This window comes from Polynucleobacter asymbioticus, assembly GCF_018687575.1.
In the GTDB taxonomy this organism is placed as follows: domain Bacteria; phylum Pseudomonadota; class Gammaproteobacteria; order Burkholderiales; family Burkholderiaceae; genus Polynucleobacter; species Polynucleobacter asymbioticus_C.
The window spans coordinates 258459-281751 of the sequence record NZ_CP061297.1 but is presented as its reverse complement, the minus strand read 5'-3'; the positions used below and the strand labels follow the sequence as shown (position 1 = coordinate 281751).

28 protein-coding genes are annotated in these 23293 nt (G+C 45.4%); 13 read left to right on the top strand and 15 right to left on the bottom strand.

Annotated features, from left to right (window positions below):
- Positions 1-6: 6 nt before the first annotated feature.
- The 3 genes from AOC19_RS01525 to AOC19_RS01515 form a co-directional block, all read right to left on the bottom strand.
- Positions 7-981, bottom strand: a complete 975-nt coding sequence (locus tag AOC19_RS01525) for a GDP-mannose 4,6-dehydratase (protein WP_215376970.1) — start codon at positions 979-981, stop codon at positions 7-9.
- Positions 981-2519 carry a mannose-1-phosphate guanylyltransferase/mannose-6-phosphate isomerase gene (locus tag AOC19_RS01520; protein ID WP_215376968.1) on the bottom strand — a complete coding sequence of 513 codons (1539 nt, stop codon included), beginning with the start codon at positions 2517-2519 and terminating at the stop codon, positions 981-983. Before AOC19_RS01520 ends, AOC19_RS01525 begins: the two co-directional genes overlap by 1 nt.
- A 74-nt stretch (positions 2520-2593) precedes the next feature.
- Complete coding sequence (locus AOC19_RS01515) at positions 2594-3133, bottom strand: HPP family protein (RefSeq protein ID WP_215376965.1); 540 nt, start codon at positions 3131-3133, stop codon at positions 2594-2596.
- A 135-nt stretch (positions 3134-3268) separates the two neighbouring features.
- On the opposite strand from AOC19_RS01515, the gene AOC19_RS01510 reads away from it, so the two are divergent.
- On the top strand, positions 3269-5179 hold the full coding sequence (locus AOC19_RS01510; RefSeq protein ID WP_215376962.1) for an acyltransferase family protein: 1911 nt from the start codon (positions 3269-3271) through the stop codon (positions 5177-5179).
- Between the two features lie 61 nt (positions 5180-5240).
- Here the strand turns inward: AOC19_RS01510 and AOC19_RS01505 are convergent, their stop codons facing one another.
- The 7 genes from AOC19_RS01505 to AOC19_RS01475 form a co-directional block, all read right to left on the bottom strand.
- Positions 5241-5549, bottom strand: a complete 309-nt coding sequence (locus AOC19_RS01505; RefSeq protein ID WP_215376959.1) for a high-potential iron-sulfur protein — start codon at positions 5547-5549, stop codon at positions 5241-5243.
- Between the two features lie 179 nt (positions 5550-5728).
- Complete coding sequence (locus AOC19_RS01500) at positions 5729-5968, bottom strand: hypothetical protein (RefSeq protein ID WP_215376956.1); 240 nt, start codon at positions 5966-5968, stop codon at positions 5729-5731.
- A 32-nt stretch (positions 5969-6000) separates the two neighbouring features.
- On the bottom strand, positions 6001-6831 hold the full coding sequence (gene folE / locus AOC19_RS01495) for a GTP cyclohydrolase I (protein ID WP_215376953.1): 831 nt from the start codon (positions 6829-6831) through the stop codon (positions 6001-6003).
- A gap of 51 nt (positions 6832-6882) precedes the next feature.
- Complete coding sequence (locus AOC19_RS01490) at positions 6883-7254, bottom strand: MAPEG family protein (protein WP_215376949.1); 372 nt, start codon at positions 7252-7254, stop codon at positions 6883-6885.
- Positions 7251-7886: a glycerol-3-phosphate 1-O-acyltransferase PlsY gene (gene plsY / locus AOC19_RS01485; protein WP_215376946.1), complete on the bottom strand. Its 636-nt coding sequence runs from the start codon at positions 7884-7886 to the stop codon at positions 7251-7253. The genes AOC19_RS01490 and plsY overlap by 4 nt, the downstream gene beginning before the upstream one ends.
- 79 nt (positions 7887-7965) lie before the next feature.
- Complete coding sequence (gene xerD, locus AOC19_RS01480) at positions 7966-8889, bottom strand: site-specific tyrosine recombinase XerD (RefSeq protein WP_215376943.1); 924 nt, start codon at positions 8887-8889, stop codon at positions 7966-7968.
- The gene (locus tag AOC19_RS01475) at positions 8882-9367 is read right to left on the bottom strand and encodes a YajQ family cyclic di-GMP-binding protein (RefSeq protein WP_215376940.1); all 486 of its coding nucleotides are present in this window, start codon (positions 9365-9367) and stop codon (positions 8882-8884) included. The genes xerD and AOC19_RS01475 overlap by 8 nt, the downstream gene beginning before the upstream one ends.
- Before the next feature lie 118 nt (positions 9368-9485).
- Here AOC19_RS01475 and murB point away from each other — a divergent pair, with 118 nt between their 5' ends.
- Positions 9486-10526 (top strand): UDP-N-acetylmuramate dehydrogenase, encoded by a 1041-nt coding sequence (murB, locus tag AOC19_RS01470; protein WP_215376937.1) that lies wholly within the window; start codon positions 9486-9488, stop codon positions 10524-10526.
- On the opposite strand, the gene xseA is transcribed toward murB, so the two are convergent.
- Positions 10523-11737, bottom strand: coding sequence for an exodeoxyribonuclease VII large subunit (xseA, locus tag AOC19_RS01465; protein WP_215376934.1), 1215 nt, complete (start codon positions 11735-11737; stop codon positions 10523-10525). The two genes, murB and xseA, sit on opposite strands and share 4 nt — an antisense overlap.
- A gap of 314 nt (positions 11738-12051) precedes the next feature.
- On the opposite strand from xseA, the gene AOC19_RS01460 reads away from it, so the two are divergent.
- From AOC19_RS01460 to AOC19_RS01430, 7 genes are all read left to right on the top strand, one after another.
- Positions 12052-12678: a MotA/TolQ/ExbB proton channel family protein gene (locus AOC19_RS01460; RefSeq protein ID WP_215376932.1), complete on the top strand. Its 627-nt coding sequence runs from the start codon at positions 12052-12054 to the stop codon at positions 12676-12678.
- Positions 12675-13121: an ExbD/TolR family protein gene (locus AOC19_RS01455; protein WP_215376929.1), complete on the top strand. Its 447-nt coding sequence runs from the start codon at positions 12675-12677 to the stop codon at positions 13119-13121. Before AOC19_RS01460 ends, AOC19_RS01455 begins: the two co-directional genes overlap by 4 nt.
- A 42-nt stretch (positions 13122-13163) precedes the next feature.
- Positions 13164-14255 carry a tetraacyldisaccharide 4'-kinase gene (lpxK, locus tag AOC19_RS01450; RefSeq protein WP_215376927.1) on the top strand — a complete coding sequence of 364 codons (1092 nt, stop codon included), beginning with the start codon at positions 13164-13166 and terminating at the stop codon, positions 14253-14255.
- Between the two features lie 19 nt (positions 14256-14274).
- Positions 14275-14454: a Trm112 family protein gene (locus AOC19_RS01445; RefSeq protein WP_215376924.1), complete on the top strand. Its 180-nt coding sequence runs from the start codon at positions 14275-14277 to the stop codon at positions 14452-14454.
- A 31-nt stretch (positions 14455-14485) separates the two neighbouring features.
- On the top strand, positions 14486-15235 hold the full coding sequence (gene kdsB / locus AOC19_RS01440; RefSeq protein WP_435367684.1) for a 3-deoxy-manno-octulosonate cytidylyltransferase: 750 nt from the start codon (positions 14486-14488) through the stop codon (positions 15233-15235).
- A 104-nt stretch (positions 15236-15339) separates the two neighbouring features.
- Complete coding sequence (gene adk / locus AOC19_RS01435; RefSeq protein ID WP_215376917.1) at positions 15340-16005, top strand: adenylate kinase; 666 nt, start codon at positions 15340-15342, stop codon at positions 16003-16005.
- Positions 16006-16109: 104 nt separating this feature from the next.
- Positions 16110-17024, top strand: a complete 915-nt coding sequence (locus AOC19_RS01430) for a hypothetical protein (protein ID WP_215376914.1) — start codon at positions 16110-16112, stop codon at positions 17022-17024.
- A gap of 163 nt (positions 17025-17187) precedes the next feature.
- Here AOC19_RS01430 and nrdR read toward each other — a convergent pair whose 3' ends face one another.
- Positions 17188-17634, bottom strand: coding sequence for a transcriptional regulator NrdR (nrdR, locus tag AOC19_RS01425; protein WP_215376911.1), 447 nt, complete (start codon positions 17632-17634; stop codon positions 17188-17190).
- Positions 17635-17645: 11 nt separating this feature from the next.
- Positions 17646-18890 (bottom strand): serine hydroxymethyltransferase, encoded by a 1245-nt coding sequence (gene glyA, locus AOC19_RS01420; protein WP_215376908.1) that lies wholly within the window; start codon positions 18888-18890, stop codon positions 17646-17648.
- A 76-nt stretch (positions 18891-18966) separates the two neighbouring features.
- Here glyA and tolQ point away from each other — a divergent pair, with 76 nt between their 5' ends.
- From tolQ to tolB, 4 genes are read left to right on the top strand one after another with little or no spacing between them, the layout of a single operon-like run.
- Positions 18967-19623 (top strand): protein TolQ, encoded by a 657-nt coding sequence (gene tolQ / locus AOC19_RS01415; RefSeq protein ID WP_215376905.1) that lies wholly within the window; start codon positions 18967-18969, stop codon positions 19621-19623.
- 2 nt (positions 19624-19625) lie between these two features.
- Positions 19626-20045, top strand: a complete 420-nt coding sequence (locus AOC19_RS01410) for an ExbD/TolR family protein (protein ID WP_114651896.1) — start codon at positions 19626-19628, stop codon at positions 20043-20045.
- A 19-nt stretch (positions 20046-20064) separates the two neighbouring features.
- Positions 20065-20871, top strand: a complete 807-nt coding sequence (gene tolA / locus AOC19_RS01405) for a cell envelope integrity protein TolA (RefSeq protein WP_215376902.1) — start codon at positions 20065-20067, stop codon at positions 20869-20871.
- A gap of 3 nt (positions 20872-20874) precedes the next feature.
- Positions 20875-22182 (top strand): Tol-Pal system beta propeller repeat protein TolB, encoded by a 1308-nt coding sequence (tolB, locus tag AOC19_RS01400; protein ID WP_435367677.1) that lies wholly within the window; start codon positions 20875-20877, stop codon positions 22180-22182.
- Here tolB and AOC19_RS01395 read toward each other — a convergent pair.
- Together AOC19_RS01395 and parS are read right to left on the bottom strand one after the other, a co-directional pair.
- Positions 22179-22667, bottom strand: a complete 489-nt coding sequence (locus tag AOC19_RS01395; protein ID WP_215376898.1) for an RES family NAD+ phosphorylase — start codon at positions 22665-22667, stop codon at positions 22179-22181. The genes tolB and AOC19_RS01395 overlap by 4 nt on opposite strands.
- Entirely contained in the window at positions 22664-23164 is a 501-nt protein-coding gene (gene parS / locus AOC19_RS01390; RefSeq protein WP_215376895.1) for a type II RES/Xre toxin-antitoxin system antitoxin, read from the bottom strand. Before parS ends, AOC19_RS01395 begins: the two co-directional genes overlap by 4 nt.
- Positions 23165-23293 lie beyond the last annotated feature (129 nt).

Below are 23293 nucleotides of genomic sequence, written 5' to 3'. Positions count from 1 at the left end.
TGTAACTTAAACTAGTGCCTGGAACATTTTTCTAGCGACATCGATACCGCTTATAGATGCACGCCATCCCAGTTTTTGCAAAGCACTTGCGGGATCGGCACGACCTACGCCCAAATCTGTTGGGCGAAATAAATTAGGATCCTGGAGAACATGGCCCCTCCAATCCAAACCAGCCTCCTCAAAGGCTGCAGCCACAAACTCTTCCAAGGTAATAGTAGAGCCAGTAGCTATGACAAAATCTTGTGGTTTATCTTGCTGCAACATCAACCACATTGCCTCGACATACTCTGGCGCCCAACCCCAGTCACGTGCAATATCTAGACGTCCTAGTCTTAATTTTTCACGACTGCCTTCTGCAATACGTTTTACTGAGCGCACAATCTTTTGAGTAACAAAACGCTCAGGGCGCAAAGGCGACTCGTGATTAAACAAAACTCCAGTGCAAGCGAACAAATTATAGGCATCCCTATAATTGTTCACCAACCAGTATGCAGAGGACTTGGCAACTGCATATGGGCTCATCGGATGGAACGGGGTTGATTCATTAGCAGGAATGCCGCCCGTATCGCCAAAACATTCACCAGATCCTGCATGGTAAAGCCTAATATCATGATCTAACATTCTGCAACCCTCCAGAATGTTCAACATACCCAAGGTAATACTTTGAATTGTTTCCGCAGGCTGCTCAAAGGAAAGGCCAACTGAAGATTGGCCAGCAAGATAATAAATTTCATCAGGATTGCTTTTCCTCAATGCCACCAAAACACTTCTAAAGTCCTCCGGCACCATGGATAGGCACTCAACATCAGACCTTAATCCAAGCAAATGTAAATTCGAAAAAGACGAGCCCTGAGCATCTCTGGAGGTACCGAAAACTTTATAACCCTTCTTTAAGAGCAATTCCGCCAAGTAACTACCATCTTGGCCACTTACCCCGCAAATTAAGGCGGTACGAGAGTTAAAGCTTTCCTTACTAGTCATTATTTCGACCGCCCATATATATCTTCAAATCGCACAATATCATCCTCACCCAAATATGCGCCTGATTGCACCTCAATGATTTCCAGGGGCTCTTTGCCAGGATTGGCTAGGCGATGAGTTTGTCCTTTGGGGATATAAGTACTTTGATTTTCAGTCAAGGTAATCACCTGATCGCCATTAGTAATCTCGGCTACGCCCTTGACAACCACCCAATGCTCAGCCCGATGCTCGTGCATTTGCAAAGAAAGACTTGCACCAGGCTTCACCTGGATTCTTTTTACTTTAAAGCGTTCACCCTGATCAATACTGTCATACCAGCCCCAAGGCCTTGCCACTTTTCTGTGTAAATTTTTCTCTTCTCGCTGCTGAGAGTGCAGTAGCTCAACAACAGACTTCACGGCTTGACTACTTTTTCTATTGGCGACAAGAACTGCATCTGCAGTCTCCACAATAATCAGATCATCAACTCCAACAGCACTAACCAACCTACTGCTGGAATAAATCAAAGAATTTTTTACATCATCCACAATGACATCACCGGTAATGACATTGGCGTTTTTATCTTGCTTACCAACTTGCCATACAGCGTCCCATGCACCCAAGTCATTCCAGCCGGCATCCAACTCCACCATCTTGATGGAAAAATGATTCAGTTCATTTGAGCTCGCACACCTCTCAATTACCGCGTAGTCAATTGATTCGCTAGGAACTGTCTTAAAAATTTCAGCACCTGGCCTAATAAAAGCAACGTCACCAGCCTGATCAATCGCCCTCGCACCCCAAGCACTCTCAGTGGCGATATAAATATCAGGCCTGAATTCTTTCAATGCAGCAAGCCAAGTACTGGCACGCAATACAAACATACCGCTATTCCAAAGATAGTCACCTTCTTTTAAATAAGCTTCAGCAGTACTGGCATCGGGCTTCTCAACAAATCTCTCTACATCAAACTCACCATGAATACCAGAATCGCCCTGACGTTTGATGTATCCATAACCTGTTTCAGGGGCACATGGCGTGATACCTAAAATGGCAATTGTTTTTTTAGATTGGTCAGCTTCAACGGTCGCAATGCAACTCTGTAAAGACTTAATAAAGCTTGATTGATTGCGAATAGTCTGATCGGCAGGCGTAATCACTAAAATTGGATCGCCCTTCTGAGGGCTAGCATTTGCAGCAAAGTCTTGTGCCTGAAAGGCTGCCAATGTAAGTGCCGGCGCCGTGTTGCGCCCCATAGGCTCAAGCAGTAAATTTGCCTGAATCCCCTTTAGTTCTCGTAGTTGATCGAGAGCCAAAAAACGATGTTCTTCGTTAGTAACAATTAGAGTGGGGCCGAGCTCAAAATCATTGGCAGACCCGATTGCATTAATTCTTTCAATTGCTTGCTGAAATAAGCTCTTGCCTGAATCATCGCCAGACAATACTAAAAACTGCTTTGGAAAGCCCGATCTCGATAAGGGCCAAAGGCGAGTACCCGAGCCACCACACAATATGATCGGCAGGACTGAAATCGAGTTAGATGACTGGGAAGTCGTCATGGGCGCCTAATTTAAACCTTTATGTTTTTTGTAAATAAGCCTTGATTTTATAGGCTTTATTTTCACGATCAGGCTTAATTTGGCCTATTTGGGTAAGGCTTTCCAGTTAAATTGCTATAAATAGTCCCCGCCAAGATTAATAGAATGGAATCCACCATCACTGGGAAAAAAGCATATTGATAATGGTTAATCTGGCTTAAAACAACAATTAGGGCTACTGCGGCGGCAGGCGGGTGTAAGCAACGCAATGCAAACATACCCAAGATGGATAGGCTGGCCGCCAGAGGCATTGCTAACAGGGGGTCATTTACAAAGCGGAATATCGAGATGCCAGCTAATGCCGATAGGGTATTCCCTGCAATCACAGCCCACGGTTGAGCCATCGGACTCTGAGGCAAGGCAAACACCAGCAATGCACTTGCACCCAGCGACGCCATCAACCATTCATCAGTACCACCAAGCTCACCAAGGAACTTAGCGGTAGTGATCACTAACAAAAGTCCTAAAAATGCCCCAAATACAGAGCGTATCCGCTCCAACCAAGAGACAAAAGGCTGATCACCGCCAAGGTAAAAGGCAAGATTTTTTATGAGTTGCTTACGGGATGGTCGCATCACTAATTTAATTTATTGTTAGCACTCAAAAAGGGTAGGGGAATTAAGGGGTAATCAATAGAGTTCCCCCTTCAATCATAAGCGCATGCAGATGGATGGCGAATAAAGCGGTTTGGTCTACCTTAAAATCAACAGATGACTAGCCAAGCCACTAATCAACTGGACTTACATCACCGAAAAGAAATTGACGGGCTTAGAGCGCTAGCGGTATCGGCGGTAATCGCATTTCACTTCTTCCCAGGCGCCCTGCCATCTGGCTATCTTGGTGTTGACTTGTTTTTTGTCATTTCCGGATACCTCATCACTCTTTTAATTAGCAGACAAGCAGCAAAGAATGAATTCCGATTTTCCTCGTTCTATCTAAAGAGGATTAAGAGAATTTTGCCGGCGATGCTAGCTATGCTTGTTGCTAGCTCAATTGCCGCCATCCTGATATTACTTGCCCCAGATCTAGAGAGGTACGCAAAGAGTCAAATTGCAACACTGAGCTTTATTGCCAATATTTATTTTTGGAGAACGGGTGGATATTTCTCAACCAGCGATGAATTAAAGCCTTTGCTTCACATGTGGTCCCTAGGTGTGGAAGAGCAATTTTATCTACTCTTCCCAGCAATATTAATCATCGTCATTAGATTTGTTAGACCCCAATCACTAAAAATATTGGCGCTGCTATTAATAGCCATATCTTCATATGGCGCTAATATTTACCTCACGCATATTGGTGGCTCAAACCCAGCATTCTTTTTACTCCCAACGCGCATTTGGCAATTTGCAATCGGTGGTTGTTTTGCACTACTACCAACTATACGACCAGAAAATTCGATGCGCCTGAACTTTTTGTTCATGGCGGGACTAGCGCTTATTGTTATTAATTTCACAAACCCGCTATCTCCAATTCCGAGCGCAACTCTATTAACTCTAGGCACGGGCCTCATTCTTTGGAACAAATTAAGTAGTAACTCGCTACTGCTTCGTTATTTAATTACAAAACCAGTGCGGCTAGTGGGGCTATGCTCTTTCTCGCTCTACCTATGGCATTGGCCAATTTTAGTTTTTCTAAAGTACATCTATGTAGATAACGTGCCTTTATATATCTTGATGAGCGCATTGCTAGCAACTATCTTCATTTCGTATTTGAGCTGGAAATATATTGAAAATCCATTTAGGAGTTCAATCCCCACCAGAACCACATTGCTTGCAATTCTCTCTATCTATTGCATACTAGTTATATATGCGTCAACCTTACTGGCATTAAAAGGCCTGCCAAGCAGAGATGTTGATCTTGCAAATTCATTTGCAAATGCAATTGACTCAAACTACCGCTGCCCCCCAGGCAACTATAGACTTTATGGCGCATCTCGTAGCTGCCTAATTGGGGACATAACAGAGGCTCCTTCATTGGCACTTCTTGGCAACTCACATGCGCAGATGTATGCACCAGCAATTATTGAGTCTCTCAACACACATCATCAGGCAGGACTAATTATTCCACTCAATGGTTGCCTGCCAACAATTGATCTGAATATTTCTGCAGAATGCCTCAAGATGGCTGAGATAAATTTTCAAGCAATAGAAAAAGATAGAAATCTAAAAACCATCATCATTGCGATGACCTGGTATTCAAATGACTTAGTTGATAAGTCAGGGGAATTAATTTCAGACCCCAATTTCAGCTATAGAGAAAAATCAATCATGATGCTGATGGATAATTTAGCGAGGACAGGAAAAAACATCTACTTGGTTGGTCCAATCGCTATTCCTAATTTTGACTTTGCATCAGTGGCAAGCAGAAATATTAAGTTCGGAAATACTAGCGAAAACTCCTCCATCACGAGAGCCTCATTTGATAGTCAATTCAAGCCCCTAATAAGCTCTTTGTCGCGCCAACTAGACGGCAGACTGATCTTGCCCCACAAGGCACTGTGCGATCAAGAGCATTGCAACTTCGCAGATGGGCAAGGAAGCTACTTTTCAGACAGTAATCATCTGTCCGTATACGGAACACAGAAAGTTCAAAAACTGTTTAACCCTATTTTTGAGAGGTAATACCATCAAAAAAGGCCGCTTGTTTAAGCGGCCTTTTTGAAATCTTATAAATCAATGAATATTAAGCCTTCTTAGCGTAAGCAGAGCACCAGCCTGGACCAGCAACTTGCTTGGCACCGAATAATGAGCAACCACCAGCTGCAGAGCCTGCTTTACCTTGATACAGAGCGCAGTTACTGCAAACCTGACCAGCAGCGTACTTTGGATACTTTGCCTTATCCACCTTGGAAGCATCGGCCTTGTAACCCAATGCAGCAGCTTGTGGATCTGTTTCAGCAACCATAGCTTGAGCTTGAACTTTACCGTTCAAAGCCAAGGTGCAAGCACCAGCAGCAGACAAAATCATAAATTGGCGACGACTATTTTTCATATGAACTCCAGAGGGTGAGATAGAACAAAGATTGCATCTAAGGGGGATCATAGAGCAGATCAAATTACTCAACTATAGGCAGTGTAAGTATATGATTTAATTAACTATTTTATTGAGAATTATTCTCAAAGAAGAAAATGGTGAATCACCAAGAATGCAGCACTGATGCCAGCGACACATCAACGCCAACCCTTGAGATTCATGCAGCTAATTCTTTGTTTGATGTGTGCCCCCGAGTCAACGACGGGATACGCCTTTGCACAATCAATCGCATCCTGCCGAAAAGTTGCTATGTTGTTCTTTGCAGGATCGACATTCACGTCTGGATAGATCAATGATCCACAGCCAAAGATGGAAGTGATCACCAAGGAAATAGTTAAAAATTGCAACTTAAGCTGGGGTAAGGAATACCTTCTCATTTAAAAGTAGGGCATTGGGTTTGCATTAATTCTTATCTCTTTTCTAAGAGAGATAAAAACTCTCTACGTAAATTAGAGTCCTTTAAGAATGCTCCACGCATCACACTATTAACCATCTTCGAATCGCGATCCTTAACACCGCGCCATTGCATACAGAAGTGATCTGCATCCATCACGATAGCAACGCCGACAGGCTTGATTTTTTTCTCGAGCATATCCGCCAATTCCACGACTGCCTCCTCCTGAATTTGTGGTCGACACATCACCCACTCAGTTAGACGTGAATATTTCGACAGGCCAATCAATGCAGATTCTTTACTTGGTAACACGCCAATCCAGATACGACCCATAATCGGGCACAGATGGTGCGAGCAAGCGCTACGAACCGTGATTGGGCCAATGATCATCAACTCATTTAGTCGGCTGACATTAGGAAATTTCGTGAGTGTTGGTTGCTCAACATAGCGACCATTGAATACTTCCTTAACAAACATCTTCGCAACACGCTGGCTAGTGTTTTTAGTATTGTGATCACTCTCTGTATCAATTACCAAACTCTCTAATACGGCCTGCATTTTTTCTGCAACCTCATCCACTAAGCCCTCTAGCTCCCCTGGCTTAATAAATGCAGAGATATTGTCATTCGCATGAAAGCGCGCCCTCTGGGCTTCGATGCGACGGCGGATCACCACAGATAGTGGTGTGCCCGCTTCAGTTGTCTTGGTAGGCACCTTCTTTGCTGGGGTCCTAGCTGGAGCGCTCTGCACCGCCTTCTTGACTACTTTTTTTTCTGCCTTACTTGCGGGCTTAGTGTTGGTAGAATTTTTGGTGGTGTTTTTAGTGCTTGTCTTTTTAATTGCCATTAATGTTTGTCTCGTAATTTCTGTTGTGATTTCTAAATTATTTTGCTGCGCTTAGATCTGAAAGAAGATCGCTACTACGCAGGCTAAGCCAGCAAGCCAAACGATAGATCTGCTTGTAGGCCAATCAGCAAGATAGCAAACTAAGTAAGCGATTCTGGCAATAACAAAACCCAGTGCCAGTAGATCCACCCTATATTGAGGTGCGTCCGCTATGACTGCAATAATGACTGCGGCAAAAAATAGCGGGAGAGACTCAAAGAGGTTTGCTTGAGCGGCATTCGCGCGCGCCCGATATCCAGTTTGTTTTGCTAGCCATTGGCGAGGGGCGGCATTGTCATAGCCCTCAAATCCTTTTTTAGCAATACCGGCGGCAACGATGGGGAGTAAGCCCATAAAAAGCACACACCAATAAGCAATGGTCATGATTGTGCCTTTTTCTTTGAACCAATGCGTGACTCGGTGCCATTCATCAGATTTTTGATATTGCTGCGGTGACGCCAAATCAACAGCAAGCAAACCACTAAGAGAGCAATACCCATCGGCTGGAAACCAAACAAAAATATAAAATAGATAGGGCCAAATATCGCTGCAGCCAAAGCCGCTAAAGATGAGTAGCGCATGAATGTTGCCACAATAATCCAAGTACCCAATGTAGCTAAGCCAAGAATCCAGTTAATACCCAATAAAATGCCACAAGCAGTAGCAACACCCTTGCCGCCCTTAAAGCCATGAAATACCGGAAACAAATGCCCCAAGAAAACTGCCAGCACTACGCCACATAACAACCAAGAACTTAAGTTGGAGGTCAACGACTCATCACCTAAAAGGATTCTGGCAAGCATCACAGCAAGAAAACCTTTTAGCGCATCGCCGATTAAAGTCAAAATGGCGGCGAGCTTATTACCAGTTCTCAGAACGTTAGTAGCACCTGGGTTGCCAGAACCGTAGGAGTGGGGGTCTGGTAAACGCATACATTTACTTACCACCACCGCGAAGGAAATCGATCCAATCAAATAGGCAAGCGGAATCAGTAAAAGGTCTAAAGTGAAATTCATACTGATATCTTAAACACTTATCGTAGAAGTTATTTTTAGACTGCTTGGGCTGATCGCCAAAACGGCTGAACTAATCTACTCAAGTACCCCGAGGATGGTGCTGCTGATGAATCGATTTGAGGCGCTCTCTCGCCACATGGGTATAAATTTGGGTGGTAGATATGTCAGCATGCCCTAAAAGTAGCTGAACAACCCTTAAATCAGCTCCATGGTTAAGCAAATGGGTAGCAAAAGCATGGCGCAAGGTGTGCGGAGACAAAGCCACAGGGATATTGGCAATCGTGGCATAGCGCTTAATGAGCGCCCAAAAAGCCTGGCGCGTTAAGCCAGTACCAGTGTGCCTGCCTACAAAGACAGCATCTGAGCTTTTACCTTCTAGCAATGGTGTTCTGGCATCAGCTAGATAGCGACGTAACCACTGCCCCGCCTCACCACCAAAAGGCACTAAACGCTCTTTACCACCCTTGCCATTAACAACCCGAATGACACCTTCATTTAAACCCAAGGCAACAGTCTTCAATGAAACAATCTCAGAAACGCGCAGACCACTGGCATACATCAACTCAAGCATGGTGCGATCACGCAGCCCCAAGGCAGTTTCGACATCGGGGGCGTTGAGTAAGGCGCTTACCTGATCTTCACTGAGCGTCTTAGGAAAACGCAATGCCTGCTTGGCTGCCCGCAAACCAATGCAAGGATCACTTTTAACCAAGTTCATGCGTAAGGCGTGACGATAAAAACGCTTGAATACTGTGAGCCTTCGATTTGCAGTGGTAGCTTTGTCGGCGCGTCGATGCGCAATGTAGGCGGTGAGATCTTTCTCAGTTACTGCATATAAATCCGCACCCGAGTCTTTTTGAAGCCACTGCGCTAAAAGCAATAGATCTCGACGATACGCAGACAAACTGTTTTTCGCCAGCCCATCCTCAAGCCAACAAGCATCGCAGAAGCGCTCTATGGCTTCCTGGCTTGCTGGCGCAATCTGAAGTACATCTCTAGTCACGGAAGTTGTTAAAGCCCAATGGCGCTTCAGTTACTTCTTTCTTGAGCATAGCCATGGTTTCTTGTAAATCATCACGCTTGGTACCTGTGACGCGCACTGCATCCCCTTGAATACTGGCCTGGACTTTAATCTTGCTATCTTTAATGATGCGCACTACCTTTTTAGCTAGCTCTGAAGTAATCCCTTTTTGGATTTTCATAGTTTGTTTGCGCTTATCGCTACCAATAGTCTCTTTTTTGTCATCCTTAAGATAACGAACATCTACGTTACGCTTCGCCATCTTGCTGTACAAGACATCCCGGACTTGACCTAACTTAAAGTCATCATCACCAAACAAAATTAGAGTCTCATCTTTTTGCTCAACACGGCTATCAGAGCCCTTGAAGTCAAAACGATTGGTGATTTCCTTATTGGATTGCTCAATCGCATTTTTCAACTCAATCATGTCGGGCTCACAAACTACGTCAAATGAGGGCATCTCAAACTCCTTAAATAATCTTGGTCATTAAATCTACAGATTGCATATCCTGCACTGTTACTTTTCAAGTTTTTCTGTAAATTACCGCTAGAAACTTGAACACGAATAAGATTGTGGCATGAACTCCGCGAAAATTGCGCCCAATCCAGCGAAATTGACCCCCAATTTGGGGCTCAAGGACCGCAACACCTTTGGTCTTGATGCTACCGCGGAACTGGCTTATGAAATCACCTGTGCCGAACAACTGCCGGCACTTTTCAGGGAGTTTGCAGATAAAAAACAAGTATGGCGCGCCCTAGGCGGGGGCAGCAATGTCATTCTTCCCAATCAACTGCCTGGAGCCACCCTTCTAATCAACATTCTGGGACAAGACATCAGCCAGTCAGATGAGCAAAACACCTGGGTCTCGGTTGGTGCTGGCCTGAATTGGCACGAGTTTGTTTCTTGGACGCTAGAGCAAAGCCTGCCCGGCTTAGAAAACCTCGCTCTGATTCCAGGAACAGTTGGTGCTGCGCCCATTCAAAACATTGGTGCTTATGGTGTTGAAATTGGGCAATACATTGATAGCATTGAAGCGTTTGATACTGAAGCTCATGCCTTTATCACTCTTCCTCAAACAGCATGCCAGTTTGCTTATCGCGATAGCTACTTTAAACAACATCCCCAGCGATTTATCGTGACAAAGGTTGTTTTTAAAATCCCCAAAGCTTGGAAGCCACGACTCCAATATGCAGACCTTGCCAACCAATTTACAGACCCCAATTACACACCTAGCGCAAAGGAAATTTTTGCAGCCGTTTGCGCTATTCGTTCACAGAAGTTGCCAGACCCTAAAGTGATTGGTAATGCTGGAAGTTTTTTCCAGAATCCAATCGTGGCAAACGAGCAATATGAGCTGCTAATTCAAAAGTTTCCAAATCTAATTTCTTATCCAGACACTCCTGGTATGCGTAAGCTGGCCGCTGGATGGATGATTGATCAATGTGGCTTCAAAGGCCAACGTCTGGGCCCCGTGGGTGTTTATGAAAAGCAAGCGCTTGTGCTTGTCAATCACGGCGGCGGGGATTCAACCGATATTCTCCATCTTGCAAAAACGATTCAAGACAAAGTGCAACAAACATTTGGAGTTCAGCTCCATATTGAGCCCAATATTCTTTAATCTTGCTGCACAACCCGAATGAATTGCACTTCTGCCTGCCCCTCAGCAAGGCGTATCTTGAATGCATCTTCCGTATTGAGCTCTTTTGGATTACGGACCGCATGCATTGCTTGCTCCTCTTTACTCAAGATAACCGCATAACCCCGCTCCAGAGTTCTTTGGGGGTTGAGCATTTCAAGCTGGGACTGGAAATGACCTTGATCACGTTTCCAATTCTCAACTCTCACTAGCCATGCTTGATTCAGTCGTTTTTGCCATGCGCTAATTTGCTCGCGCATGCGATCAGGGTTAGGTAAAGCATGACTAAGACGCAAGGCCAATTGATCTAGGGTTTGCGCTTCACGCTCTACTCGCTGACTCACCCGTTGCAGCAATGCTTGCATGATGGCATCGAGCTCTTGCAACATTTGATCGCGTCGTGGTGCTGCTAGCTCAGCCGCACCCGTAGGAGTCGGTGCACGCAAGTCCGCAACAAAGTCAGCGATCGTCACATCGGTCTCATGACCAACACCGCTCACAATCGGAATTGGAGACTGAGCAATAGCGTAGGCAAGTTGCTCATCATTAAATGCCCACAGATCCTCAATGCTGCCGCCACCCCTCACCAGCAAAATTACATCGACTGCATTTTCTTTTTCAGCAGCCTTAAGTGCGGAAATTATTCCAGCTGGCGCATCTGGCCCTTGAACCAAAGTTGGGTAGACCACAATCGGAATATGCGGCGCTCTTCTCGCCAATGTACTCAGCACATCTTTTAGGGCTGCTGCCTGCGGAGAAGTAATAATGCCAATCGCTCTCGGATGGCTGGGTATTGGGCGCTTGCTCTCAAGATCAAACAAGCCTTCTTTGGCGAGTTTGGCCTTAAGCTTTAAAAAAGCTTCGTAAAGACCGCCCATGCCAGCACGGCGCATGCTTTGTACCGTGAGCTGAATATCACCACGGGGAACATAAAATCCTACGTTGGCGGCTACTTCTACCAAATCGCCAGATTGGGGCATGAAACCCACCTGACCATTGCGACCCCGGAACATAACGCAGCGAATCTGTCCTTCCTCATCTTTCAGGGAAAAATACCAATGGCCGCTGTCATAGGCCTTGAAATTGGAAATCTCCCCGCTTACCCAGACAGCATCGAAGCGCTCCTCCAAAGAGCTAGCAATGGCACGGTTTAGGTCACCAACACTCAGAATCTCTCTTGATATTTCCGACATTTTTTCTCTTTTTCTACAAAGCCATCAGGCTTGGCGACCAATAAATATCCACAGAAGCATATTCGCTCTGGGTTTAAGTTACATAAGTAAGTAATTACTGACCCAAAACGTCTCATAAATCCAACAGTAATTCTTTAAATCATTGATTTATATAGTGAATTTTTCTGAGTTATTTACGAGAATTTAAGCTCAAAATACTCTCAGTCACGATTAATCAAGGACTTACATGTCATTTGCTGAAAAGTTTTGCACAGAGTTATCCACAGGACGCCTTTGTGAAAACCTATTATTAATTCAGCTAAAGTACTGACCATATGTACTCAATCTTACTGTCTGCAGGCTGGCCTATTTGGCCTTTACTTATCATCTCGATTATCGGGCTAGCAATCATCCTGGAGCGCGCTTGGTATTTGCGCCAAATTCATATTTTCCCTAAAGATAGTCTTGAATCAGTATTTAAGTTAGCCAATACTATTTCTGGGGGGAAAAGTGTCTCTGAGGCTGAAATCACAGAAATCAGCCAACTTTCTCCAGTGGGGCCACTCTTTGCTTGCATCTTGCGCGAGAGGGTTTCAGGCAACCCAGCCGATTCTGCCCTAGAAGAATTGCAGGCCAGCGCCCAAACTACCTGGCTAAAGTTAGATCGTTATTTAGGCGCCCTAGCTACCATTGCAACAGTGGCACCTCTTCTCGGACTCTTTGGCACTGTCGTCGGCATGATTGAAATTTTCGGCAGTCAAGGTGTCGGCAGCCCTCAACAGCTTGCCCATGGAATTTCGGTTGCTTTGTACAACACCGCTTTCGGTTTGCTGATTGCGATTCCAGCCTTGGCCGCATGGCGTGGTCTGCGCGCAATGGCAAATCAACGCCAACATGAGTACGAAGAATTCACTCGGCAACTATTTAAAAAACTCTATCCTAACAATGCGGATAAAAAATGAGTTGGTTAGAAAATAAGCTTCAGCATCAAGGTCAATTTTCATTAGGAACGCATGCATCTTCGGTAGAGCCTGAGATTAATCTCATTCCTTTTATTGATGTGTTGTTAGTGGTGCTGATCTTTCTGATGATCTCCACTACATTTACTCGCTACCAAGAGTTAGCTATCACCCTGCCTACCGCCAATGGCGTAGCAAGCCAATCTGAGGTGAAGCAAATTCATATTGCAGTTAGCCGTGATGGGCGCTTTGCTATTAACGGCAAGGTGACTGATCGCAGCCAACTGAGCAACAACCTCAATGCACTTAACAAAGATAATGCCATCCAAGTCAATATCGATGCTGATGCTAAAGCGCCACACCAGGCTGTTATGAGCGCCCTAGAGGCAGCTCGCGATGCCAATCTCTCCAATATTGTGTTTAGTAGTCAAACTACAAAGAAATAAATTAAATACATCAGAGAAATTGAATTCAACAAATAAACTTTAATGTCAAAGTCTAAAAAATCTTCCTTTTTAAATAAGGCTCCTCAGTTTTGGGAGCGGCGCGGGCCGACGAGTCTTGCGCTGTGGCCACTATCCAAGGTTTATGGTTGGTTAAATCAAGGCTTAGATCTGCTCTCTGAATTGAACTTAGCGAGACGCAAACCCCAAGCAGTACCCATCATTATTGTTGGTAATATCCGCGTAGGCGGTACCGGTAAAACGCCCATTGTGATTGCATTAGCAGAGCGGCTTGCTCGCATGGGATGGCAGCCCGGAATTATTAGCAGGGGTTATGGTGCTGCTGCATCAAACGCACCTCGCCAAGTAAAAAGCGATTCCAATCCCTCAGAAGTTGGAGATGAGCCCGTTTTAATTGCTAAGCGCACACACAACCAATTTCCGATTTGGGTGCACCCCAAAAGAACCCTCAGCATTCAGTCTCTGTTGAAACAAGATCCGTCGGTGAATGTCATCATCAGTGACGATGGCCTACAACATCGAAGTCTGCTGCGCTGGCCTGCTCGCGAAGGGGGTCGTGACATTGAATTGGTGGTACGAGATCAACGCGGGGAAGGAAACGGCTTCCTGCTGCCTGCCGGCCCATTACGTGAACCCGCATCACGCGAGCGAGATGCTACTTTAATGACTGGATCTGCATTGCCCTCCAGTCATATCAATGAATATTATTTGGGGCGACGCGCTTTTATGCTGATTAGTCAACTGGGTACACCCTATCAATTGAATAATCCAAGCAATACACAATCCTTATCTTCCATTGCAGACACCTATATTCCAAACAAGATTACCGCTGTTGCTGCAATTGGTAATCCACAACGCTTTTTTGATGACTTACTGAAACAGGGCGTTGCAAGCAAGTGCATTGGTTTGGCTGATCACGCTAGCTACACCCCTGAATTTTTCTCTGCAATCCATGCTGAATGCATCCTTATTACTGAAAAGGATGCCGTAAAATGCACCTCAATACAGGATGAACGCATTTGGGTAGTTCCGATGAGTTTAGAGATCCCGAATATATTGGCAGAGTGGTTGCAGTCTATTCTGCAGAGACCCGATCCAAATCAGTACACCTTATAAGAAATAGTAAAGATTAAATATGGACAAGCGTTTGTTAGAGATTTTGGTCTGCCCTTTGTGCAAAAGTACCTTGCATTTAGATGCAGGAAAACACGAGCTCATCTGCAAAGCCGATCGCCTAGCCTATCCCATTCGCAATGACATTCCTGTGATGCTGGTTGATGAAGCCCGCAATCTTTCCGCCGATGAAATCAATTAAGTATTGATTGAGCATAATCAAGCGCATGAGCATTAAGACCCCAGATTTTTTAGTCGTCATCCCAGCAAGGCTTGGCTCTACTCGTCTGCCTCGTAAACCACTAGCTGACATTGGTGGCAAGCCGATGGTGATTCGTGTGGCTGAGCGCGCGCAGCAATCCAATGCCCAAAGCGTTGTAGTTGCAACTGACTCACCAGAAATTCAGGCAGCGTGTGATGAATATCGTATCGAGTGTTTGTTAACCAGCGCAGATCATCCAACTGGCACAGACCGTATTGCAGAGGTAGCTCAACTGCTAAAACTTCCAGCAGACACTTTAGTTGTAAATGTGCAAGGTGATGAACCTCTCATTCCGCCAGAACTAATCAATCAGGTTGCTCAAACTCTGGCCGACAATACTGCATGTGCAATTTCGACTATGGCAGTGCCTATTGTTGATGCTACAGAAGTTACCAACCCTAACGTAGTTAAAGTAGTCCTCAACCGCTCGAACGAGGCGCTTTACTTCTCTAGAGCCACTATTCCTTTTGTGCGGGATCCGGACTCCAAGCAAGCCATCACCCATTTACGTCATTTAGGTATCTATGCCTACCGCGCCGACTTTTTGGAGGCTTATACACGCCTTGAGCCTGCACCACCGGAACAAGCAGAGGCCCTGGAGCAGCTTCGCGCCCTCTGGAATGGCTACCGTATTGCCGTTCATACAGCTAGTGAAGCCCCGCCAGCTGGTGTTGACACAGCCGAAGACCTTGAGCGGGTTCGTCGCATCTTAGCCGGCTAGCCCAGAATCGGCTTGCCCGGAGCTTCTCGGGGATAATCCTAGGAATTAGTTACAAGGGATCCCGAAAAAATACGGGACAATGAGGGTCTTCTAAGGGGAAAACAATGCGGTTAATTCTGCTCGGTGCACCAGGTGCTGGCAAAGGAACACAAGCTCAGTTCATTTGCGAAAAATTTGCTATTCCACAAATCTCGACAGGCGATATGTTGCGCGCCGCTGTTAAGGCTGGAACTGAACTTGGCATTGCTGCTAAAAAAATTATGGATGCTGGCGGTCTTGTCTCTGACGACATCATCATTGGCTTAGTAAAAGATCGCTTAACTCAGCCTGATTGCAGCAAGGGTTACTTGTTTGATGGTTTCCCAAGAACCATTCCCCAAGCACAAGCCATGAAAGATGCTGGCGTGCCAATCGATTACGTTTTAGAAATCGATGTACCGTTTGATGCCATCATCGATCGCATGAGCGGTCGTCGCGTTCATCCAGCTTCAGGTCGCACTTATCACGTCACCTTTAACCCACCAAAAGTGGAAGGTAAAGATGATGTCACTGGTGAAGCCTTGATTCAGCGTGATGATGACAAAGAAGAAACTGTTCGCAAGCGCTTGCAGGTATACAACGACCAGACTCGTCCACTAGTGGAGTATTACTCTACTTGGGCAACACAAAGCAATGCAGCCGATAAAGTGAAAGCTCCAGCCTATCGCAAAGTTAGTGGTACCGGTAGCGTTGACGACATTACTGCCTCAATCTTTGCAGAGTTGAAATAATTACTTTTCCTTAATAGTCAAAAACTGTGGCTTGTCTAGCGCAACCTTTTTTATTGTAATTTAGACCCAACCCTGCAAATTAATATCTAGACCAATAGAAAATAATGAACTTAGTAAAAAAAGTAATAGTCAAACTTAAGCTAGCCTTAGCAACTATATTAAAAATTGATGAACGATTTGATGAGGTCAAGATTAATCAAGGAATTATTCTTGCAACCTTGAATCAGAATAAGTCCTCAAAAAATCTACATGAATATGAGTTCAAGGTTTTTTCACAATGGGGCGAAGATGGAATTATTCAACACCTCATAAACTCAATAGAAATTAAAAATAAAACTTTTATTGAGTTCGGTATAGAAGACTTCTCTGAGTCGAACTGTCGATTCTTGCTAATGAAAGATGACTGGAAAGGCTTTGTAATAGATGGATCAACCTCTAATATTAAGAAATTGAAGTCATCATATTTTTATTGGAAACATCATTTGCATGCAGTCGACGCATTTATTACAAAAGAAAATATCGAAAGCATACTTGCAACAAGTGGTTTTGAAGAGGATTTGGGGCTATTGTCCATAGATCTTGATGGCAATGACTTTTTTATTCTTGAGGCAATCAATAGCTACAAACCACGCATACTAATCTGCGAGTACAACCCGATATTTGGAGCAAATAGAAAAATTGCAATCCCTTATCAGCCAGACTTTCAAAGAACCACGGCTCATCATTCAAATCTATATTGGGGCGCATCATTAGCAGCGATGACCTATCTTGCTGAAATGAAGGGTTACACACTAGTCGGCACAAATTCTGCCGGTAATAATGCCTTTTACATACGCAATGATTTGTTAAATGATAGGGTTGCCCTGCTTACAGCAGAATCCGCGTACTCACCATCAAACTATCGCGAAAGTAGGGATGAGAGTGGCAATCTTACACACATAACAGCAGAAAAAAGGCTTGATGTGATAAGAGGGTTGCCAGTCTATGAGGTTGAAAAAGAAATTATTGAGCAGCTTTAATTAACGCATCCAAACTACAGCCTGAAATGTAAATAATGGCAATCTTCAATTGTCATTAAGTTTACTATGGAAATTATCTGAAGAGCTCAACTGGGACCCAACCAGCATTGTTATCTTTCCAAATAGGCAGCTACTAAAAGATGTTAACAGCACAATATGCACTTCACTTCAACTCTTTAAGCGCACTCTCAAAAGATTCAATATCAGCGAAGCTTCGATAGACAGAAGCAAAGCGAATGTAAGCGACCTTATCTAAGCGCTTGAGTTCGCGCATCACCAACTCACCCACGCGCTCACTTGGAATTTCTTTTTCGCCCAAACTCAGTAGCTTCTCTTCAATACGCGCAATCGCTTCGTCAACAGAATCAGAAGAGACGGGGCGCTTACGCAGAGCCAATTTCACTGAGCTCACCAACTTGTCATGACTGTACTCAACGCGACTACCGTTCTTCTTCACGATTGCCGGCAAAACCAACTCTACACGCTCATAGGTGGTAAATCGTTTATCGCATTTTGAGCAACGACGGCGACGACGGATCGTATCGCCTTCGTCCGACACCCGGGTATCTAAAACCTGGGTGTCGTCGTTATGGCAAAAGGGGCAGCGCAATGGATACTCGCTTAACCGTAAACCGGGAAACGCTTGGTCAACTCAGCAACTTGCGCACGAACCTTGGCGATGTTGTCCGGGTCATTTGGATTATCCAAAACGTCTGCAATGAAATTACCCACTTGACGTGCCTCAGCTTCTTTAAAGCCACGAGTAGTCATCGCTGGTGAACCTAAACGAATACCGCTGGTGACCATTGGCTTTTCTGGATCATTCGGAATGCCGTTCTTATTGCAAGTAATGTGTGCCTCACCCAATACCCGCTCAGCTTCTTTGCCGGTCATTTTCTTGGCACGCAAGTCTACCAACATCACATGTGAATCAGTACCACCAGAAACAATCCGTAGGCCGCGAGCAATTAATGTCTCTGCCAAAGCTTTGGCATTGGCAATCACTTGTTTTTGGTAATTAATGAAGCTAGGCTCTTGCGCTTCTTTAAACGCTGCCGCCTTACCAGCGATCACGTGCATCAAAGGACCACCTTGTAGGCCAGGGAATACCGCCGAGTTAATCGCTTTCTCGTGCTCGGCCTTCATCAAGATAATGCCGCCACGAGGGCCACGCAAACTCTTGTGCGTCGTAGAAGTCACAATGTCAGCATGTGGCACTGGGTTTGGATACACGCCGGCAGCAATCAAACCGGAGTAATGTGCCATGTCGACCATAAAAATGGCGCCGACTTCTTTGGCCAACTTACCAATACGCTCCCAATCAATCACGAGAGAGTAAGCAGATGCGCCAGCAATAATGAGTTTCGGTTTGTGCTCACGGGCTAAACGCTCCATTTGCTCGTAATCGATCGCTTCATTTTTATCGAGGCCATATGAAATCGGGTTAAACCATTTACCACTCATGTTCAGGGCCATGCCGTGGGTCAAGTGACCGCCTTCAGCCAGACTCATGCCCATGAAGGTATCGCCTGGTTTCAGAAAAGCTAAAAATACTGCTTGGTTCGCAGACGCGCCACAATGAGGCTGTACGTTCGCTGCTTCAGCACCATACAAAGCCTTCACTCGATCAATTGCCAACTGCTCAGCTACGTCAACAAACTCACAGCCGCCGTAATAACGCTTGCCTGGGTAGCCTTCAGCATACTTATTAGTCAACTGAGAGCCTTGTGCCTGCATCACTGCTGGTGAGGCATAGTTCTCGGAAGCAATCAGCTCAATATGGTCTTCCTGACGCTTATTCTCATTCTGAATCGCTGCCCACAATTCGGGGTCAGTTTTAGCTAAGGTGTTTTGGCGGTCAAACATGGTCATAATCCTGATGAAGTTGTATTGCTGAGTGAATTAACTTAGTAAAATCAACCTACATCATACAAAATCCACCATGACCACCACACAAGACCTCTCATTCCTCTCCCTAGTCCTCAATGCCAGCCTGTTAGTACAGTTAGTAATGTTGTTATTACTAGGTATGTCTGTGGCTTCTTGGACCATTATTTTCAAGAAAACCGCCATTTTGCGTGGCGTAAGACAAGATACCGAGCGCTTTGAGCGGGACTTTTGGTCTGGCGGCGACCTCAATACCCTCCTGGAGGCAGCCCAGCGCAATACCCGTAGTGATGCCGTTTTAGAGCATATCTTTGAAGCCGGCATGCAGGAGTTCATGAAAGTTCGCGAAATCGATGCTGCCCGCCGCGCCATGAAAGCCACCTATCAGCGTGAAATGGACATGCTGGAAGCCAATCTACCCTTCTTAGCCTCCGTAGGCTCAGTCTCCCCTTATATCGGCCTCTTTGGCACCGTTTGGGGCATCATGCATGCCTTCCGCGGTCTGGCTAACGTACAAAATGCCACCCTGGCAGCAGTCGCCCCTGGTATTGCTGAAGCCCTTGTAGCTACTGCCATCGGTTTGTTTGCTGCGATTCCTGCGGTGGTTGCCTATAACCGCGCAGCAACGGATGTCGATCGTTTGGCGATTCGTTTTGAAACCTTCATTGAAGAGTTCACCAACATCTTGCAACGTCAAGCTTCAGGCAAATAAGCATGGCTGGCTCACTCAGAAAATCTTCTAAGCGTCGGGCAATGGCCGACATCAATGTGGTTCCTTACATTGATGTGATGTTGGTATTGCTAGTCATTTTCATGGTGACCGCGCCCATGGTGAATCCCGGTGTTGTGAACCTCCCAACAGTTGGCGGTGCAAAAGTGCAATCCTTACCGCCAGTCTTTTTAACAATCGATGCCAATGAAAATGTCATCGTGCGCAAAGATGGTGATCCGGTTCAAACTTTAAATAAATTTGAACTTGGTGCATTTGCAAGATCACAAGCAGAAAAATCGGCTGAGCAACCGGTTGTTCTTGCTGCAGACAAATCCATTAAATACGAAGTGGTTATGGATGTGATGTCCAAGCTAAAAGAAAATGGTGTGAAACGTGTCGGTCTTGCTGTGAAGAGTCAATAAGTCTCTTTGTATTGCATCCATGAATAGCGCGCAAACATTTCATTCGAGCTTCTCCCGAGGTCGCCCTACTAAAAACGAAAGCACTAAACGTGCTTTTAGTTTTTCACTGGCTGCGCACTTAGGCTTACTTGCTTTCTTGGTCATCGGCATTAGCTGGAATAACTCAACCCCTTCAGGAGTTGAAGTAGAGCTCTGGGATGCAAGCCAACAAGTTGAAACGCCCGTCGTTCCTGAAATCAAAACCGAGATGAAGGAAGAAGCAGCTGACATCGCCATTAAGAAAAAGAAGGTGGAGAAAGAGCCTCCTAAAAAAGAGGTGAAAGAAACACCTAAGCCAGTTACTCCAGTCAAACCCCCTCCACCCAAGGAGAAGGAAAAAGAGAAACCCAAAAAGGCTGAAGCACCAAAAGCCGCTACACCTGCAGAAACTAAGGCCAATGCCGCTGCTGAAAAGGTGCGTGCGGATCAGTTGGCACGCTTACGTGCAGCAGCTGGTGCTGAAGGTGGTAGCGGCGGTACTAGTGGCAGCGGTGTTGGCGGTGGTGGCAATGCGCCGCCCGGCTGGACGGATAAGGTAGTTAAGAAAGTCAAACCACTCATCGTATTTAATCCAGAATCGATTAGCGGCAACCCTGCAGCAGTCGTTAAACTGAATCTGGCCCCAGATGGCGCCATCTTGAGTACGGATCTCGTTACATCTAGCGGTAATGCGGGATGGGATCGCGCAGTTCTCCTCGCACTCACTCGCGCAGAAAGTCTGCCGAAAGACGACAATGGCAAAATTCCTCAAAGAGAAGTTAAGCTGACCTTTAAACCCAAGGACTAAAGCATGTTGCAATTTGCTAAAAAGCATTTTTCATTAGTAGTGTCAGTATTGGTAGTAATGCTATCGATGACTGGTATGAGCTCTTCAGCTCTAGCACAAATGAATATTCAAATCACTGGCGTAGGGCAGTCTCTCTATCCCATCGCCGTGATGCGTTTTAAGGATGAGAGCAAGTTACCCATCAGTGTGACTGACATCATTCGCCAAGACTTAGCACGCAGTGGTTATTTTAAAAATACCGAGAACGGCAATGCGAGTGAAAGTGACGAAGGCACACCAAACTACAAATCTTGGTCAGCTCGCGGGGCAGATGCTTTAGCTGTAGGCTCGGTGGTGCAGACTAGCGCTGGGCAGTTTGAGATTCGCTATAAGCTTTTTGATATTCGTAAATCTGAGAGTCTTGGCGGTTTGAATATCAATTCCAGCGCAGACAATTTACGTGCAGCAGCTCACAAAATTGCTGATGACATCATCTTCAAATTATTGGGTGAACGTGGCATCTTCTCGACACGTCTCTCCTACGTCATTAAAGAAGGTAAACGCTATCGTTTAGTGATCTCCGATGCGGATGGTCAAAATATTCGTAATGCCATGAATAGCGGTGAGCCAATCATCTCTCCATCTTGGTCACCAGACGGCAAGAAAGTGGCTTACGTATCCTTTGAAGATCGCAAGCCAGTGATTTATGTTCACGAACTTGCAACTGGTCGCCGTATCCCACTTTCTAACCAGAAGGGTAATAACAGTGCTCCAGCCTGGTCACCAGACGGCAAGAAGCTAGCGATCTCCCTCTCAAAAGACGGCAATACCCAGATCTACAGCATCAATGCTGATGGAACAGGCTTACAACGCCTTACCCGCGGCTACACCATTGACACTGAACCGCAATATTCAGCGGATGGTCGCTATATTTACTTCACAAGTGACCGTGGTGGCAATCCTCAGATTTATCGCATGAGCGCTGAAGGCGAACAAGTCGAAGGGGCAAAGCGCATCACATTCAAACAAGGGTTTGTGACTTCGCCACGCATTTCACCAGATGGTAAGTATTTAGCTTATATCGCCAATATTGGTGGGGCTTTCCGTCTGTATATCCTCAATCTAGCAACAGGTGATGCGCAAGCACTAACCGACGGAACTAGCGATGAGTCCCCATCCTTTGCGGCAAATGGTCGTTATGTCCTGTATTCCATGAAGGTGAGCGGTAAGCGGGTTTTGGCAGCGGTATCGGTCGATGGAAATTCGAAGCAGGTACTCAGCATTCCAGGGTCTGATGTCCGTCAGCCATCTTGGGGACCATTTATGGATTAAGGCTGACCCACTAAACGTGGGTCATAAGAAAATTGTTCAATTTTCTTAGCTTTAATCAGCTTGATATCTGGATGCATGGGATTAATCAACACATTGCTTGCCTGCGGAATAACTACTGAAGGCACGAACAACAAAGCACTTGCATTCGATTGCAGCCATTTCTGCCCCTTCTCAATACTGGCAGCCCCCGCTGGCAATGCATCCCAACCTGCACCAGCCGTTTTAGGATTTAGCCTCTTGGCTAAATTCCATACTCTCGTTGGGATATCAATGCGCACTAGATAGCGGGTCAGGGGAAGACCTTGGGCATTGATATGCACCAGAGTTTCTAGACAAGCAAGTGCAATGGACTCCGAGGTATATAAAACAGGTGTCCCTTTTTTATTCCATCTGCCACCGGATTTTTTTGCACCCTCCCCACTAAGATCATCCGCCTTAAATAGGGGTGCATCGAGGGCAATTCTCCAAACTTCCTGCACACTCATGCGTATGCTCCAGTTTGAATTTTGGCAAGGAGATCAGAAATCATTTCTTGACCAGAAACTGTATCTAGGTAGGCTGACGGCTTCTCACCACCTAATGCTGGGGAGGGTTTTTCAAGCCAACTTGCCATCCACTTAGCGGCATTGAAACCATCTGGGTTCCCTGACTCAGCAATGATTGACTCTATTTGCCCCACTAGCTTAGCCATACCGATCAAACGCTCACCCTGCTCAATTGGTAGCATTTGGTTAGCCACAGACTTCTTGTCAATGGTCGACTTCGGCAAATTCAAGAACTTAAATAAGGTTTCTTTTGTAATTCCCATGGAATCAGAAATAACGTTGATATATCTAGCGGGAATTCCACCTCGAATCAACTTGATGCGATCCATAGGCTCCACTCGATAAATAGTGGCAAAAGATAAATCCTGCTGGGTAATTTCCAGCGAAGATTTACGAAGCACTCTCGTCGTAGCTTTTTTATGGATTACGCTGGGCATATTAAAGTCCTCATATGAGGCTTTATTTTAACTCATTTGAGCAATAATGAAAGTATCTACTGCAGATTTAGACTGCTACCCAGCGCAATTTTCATTCAAGTCCAGCAATCTTGGGGGCATAATATTGGC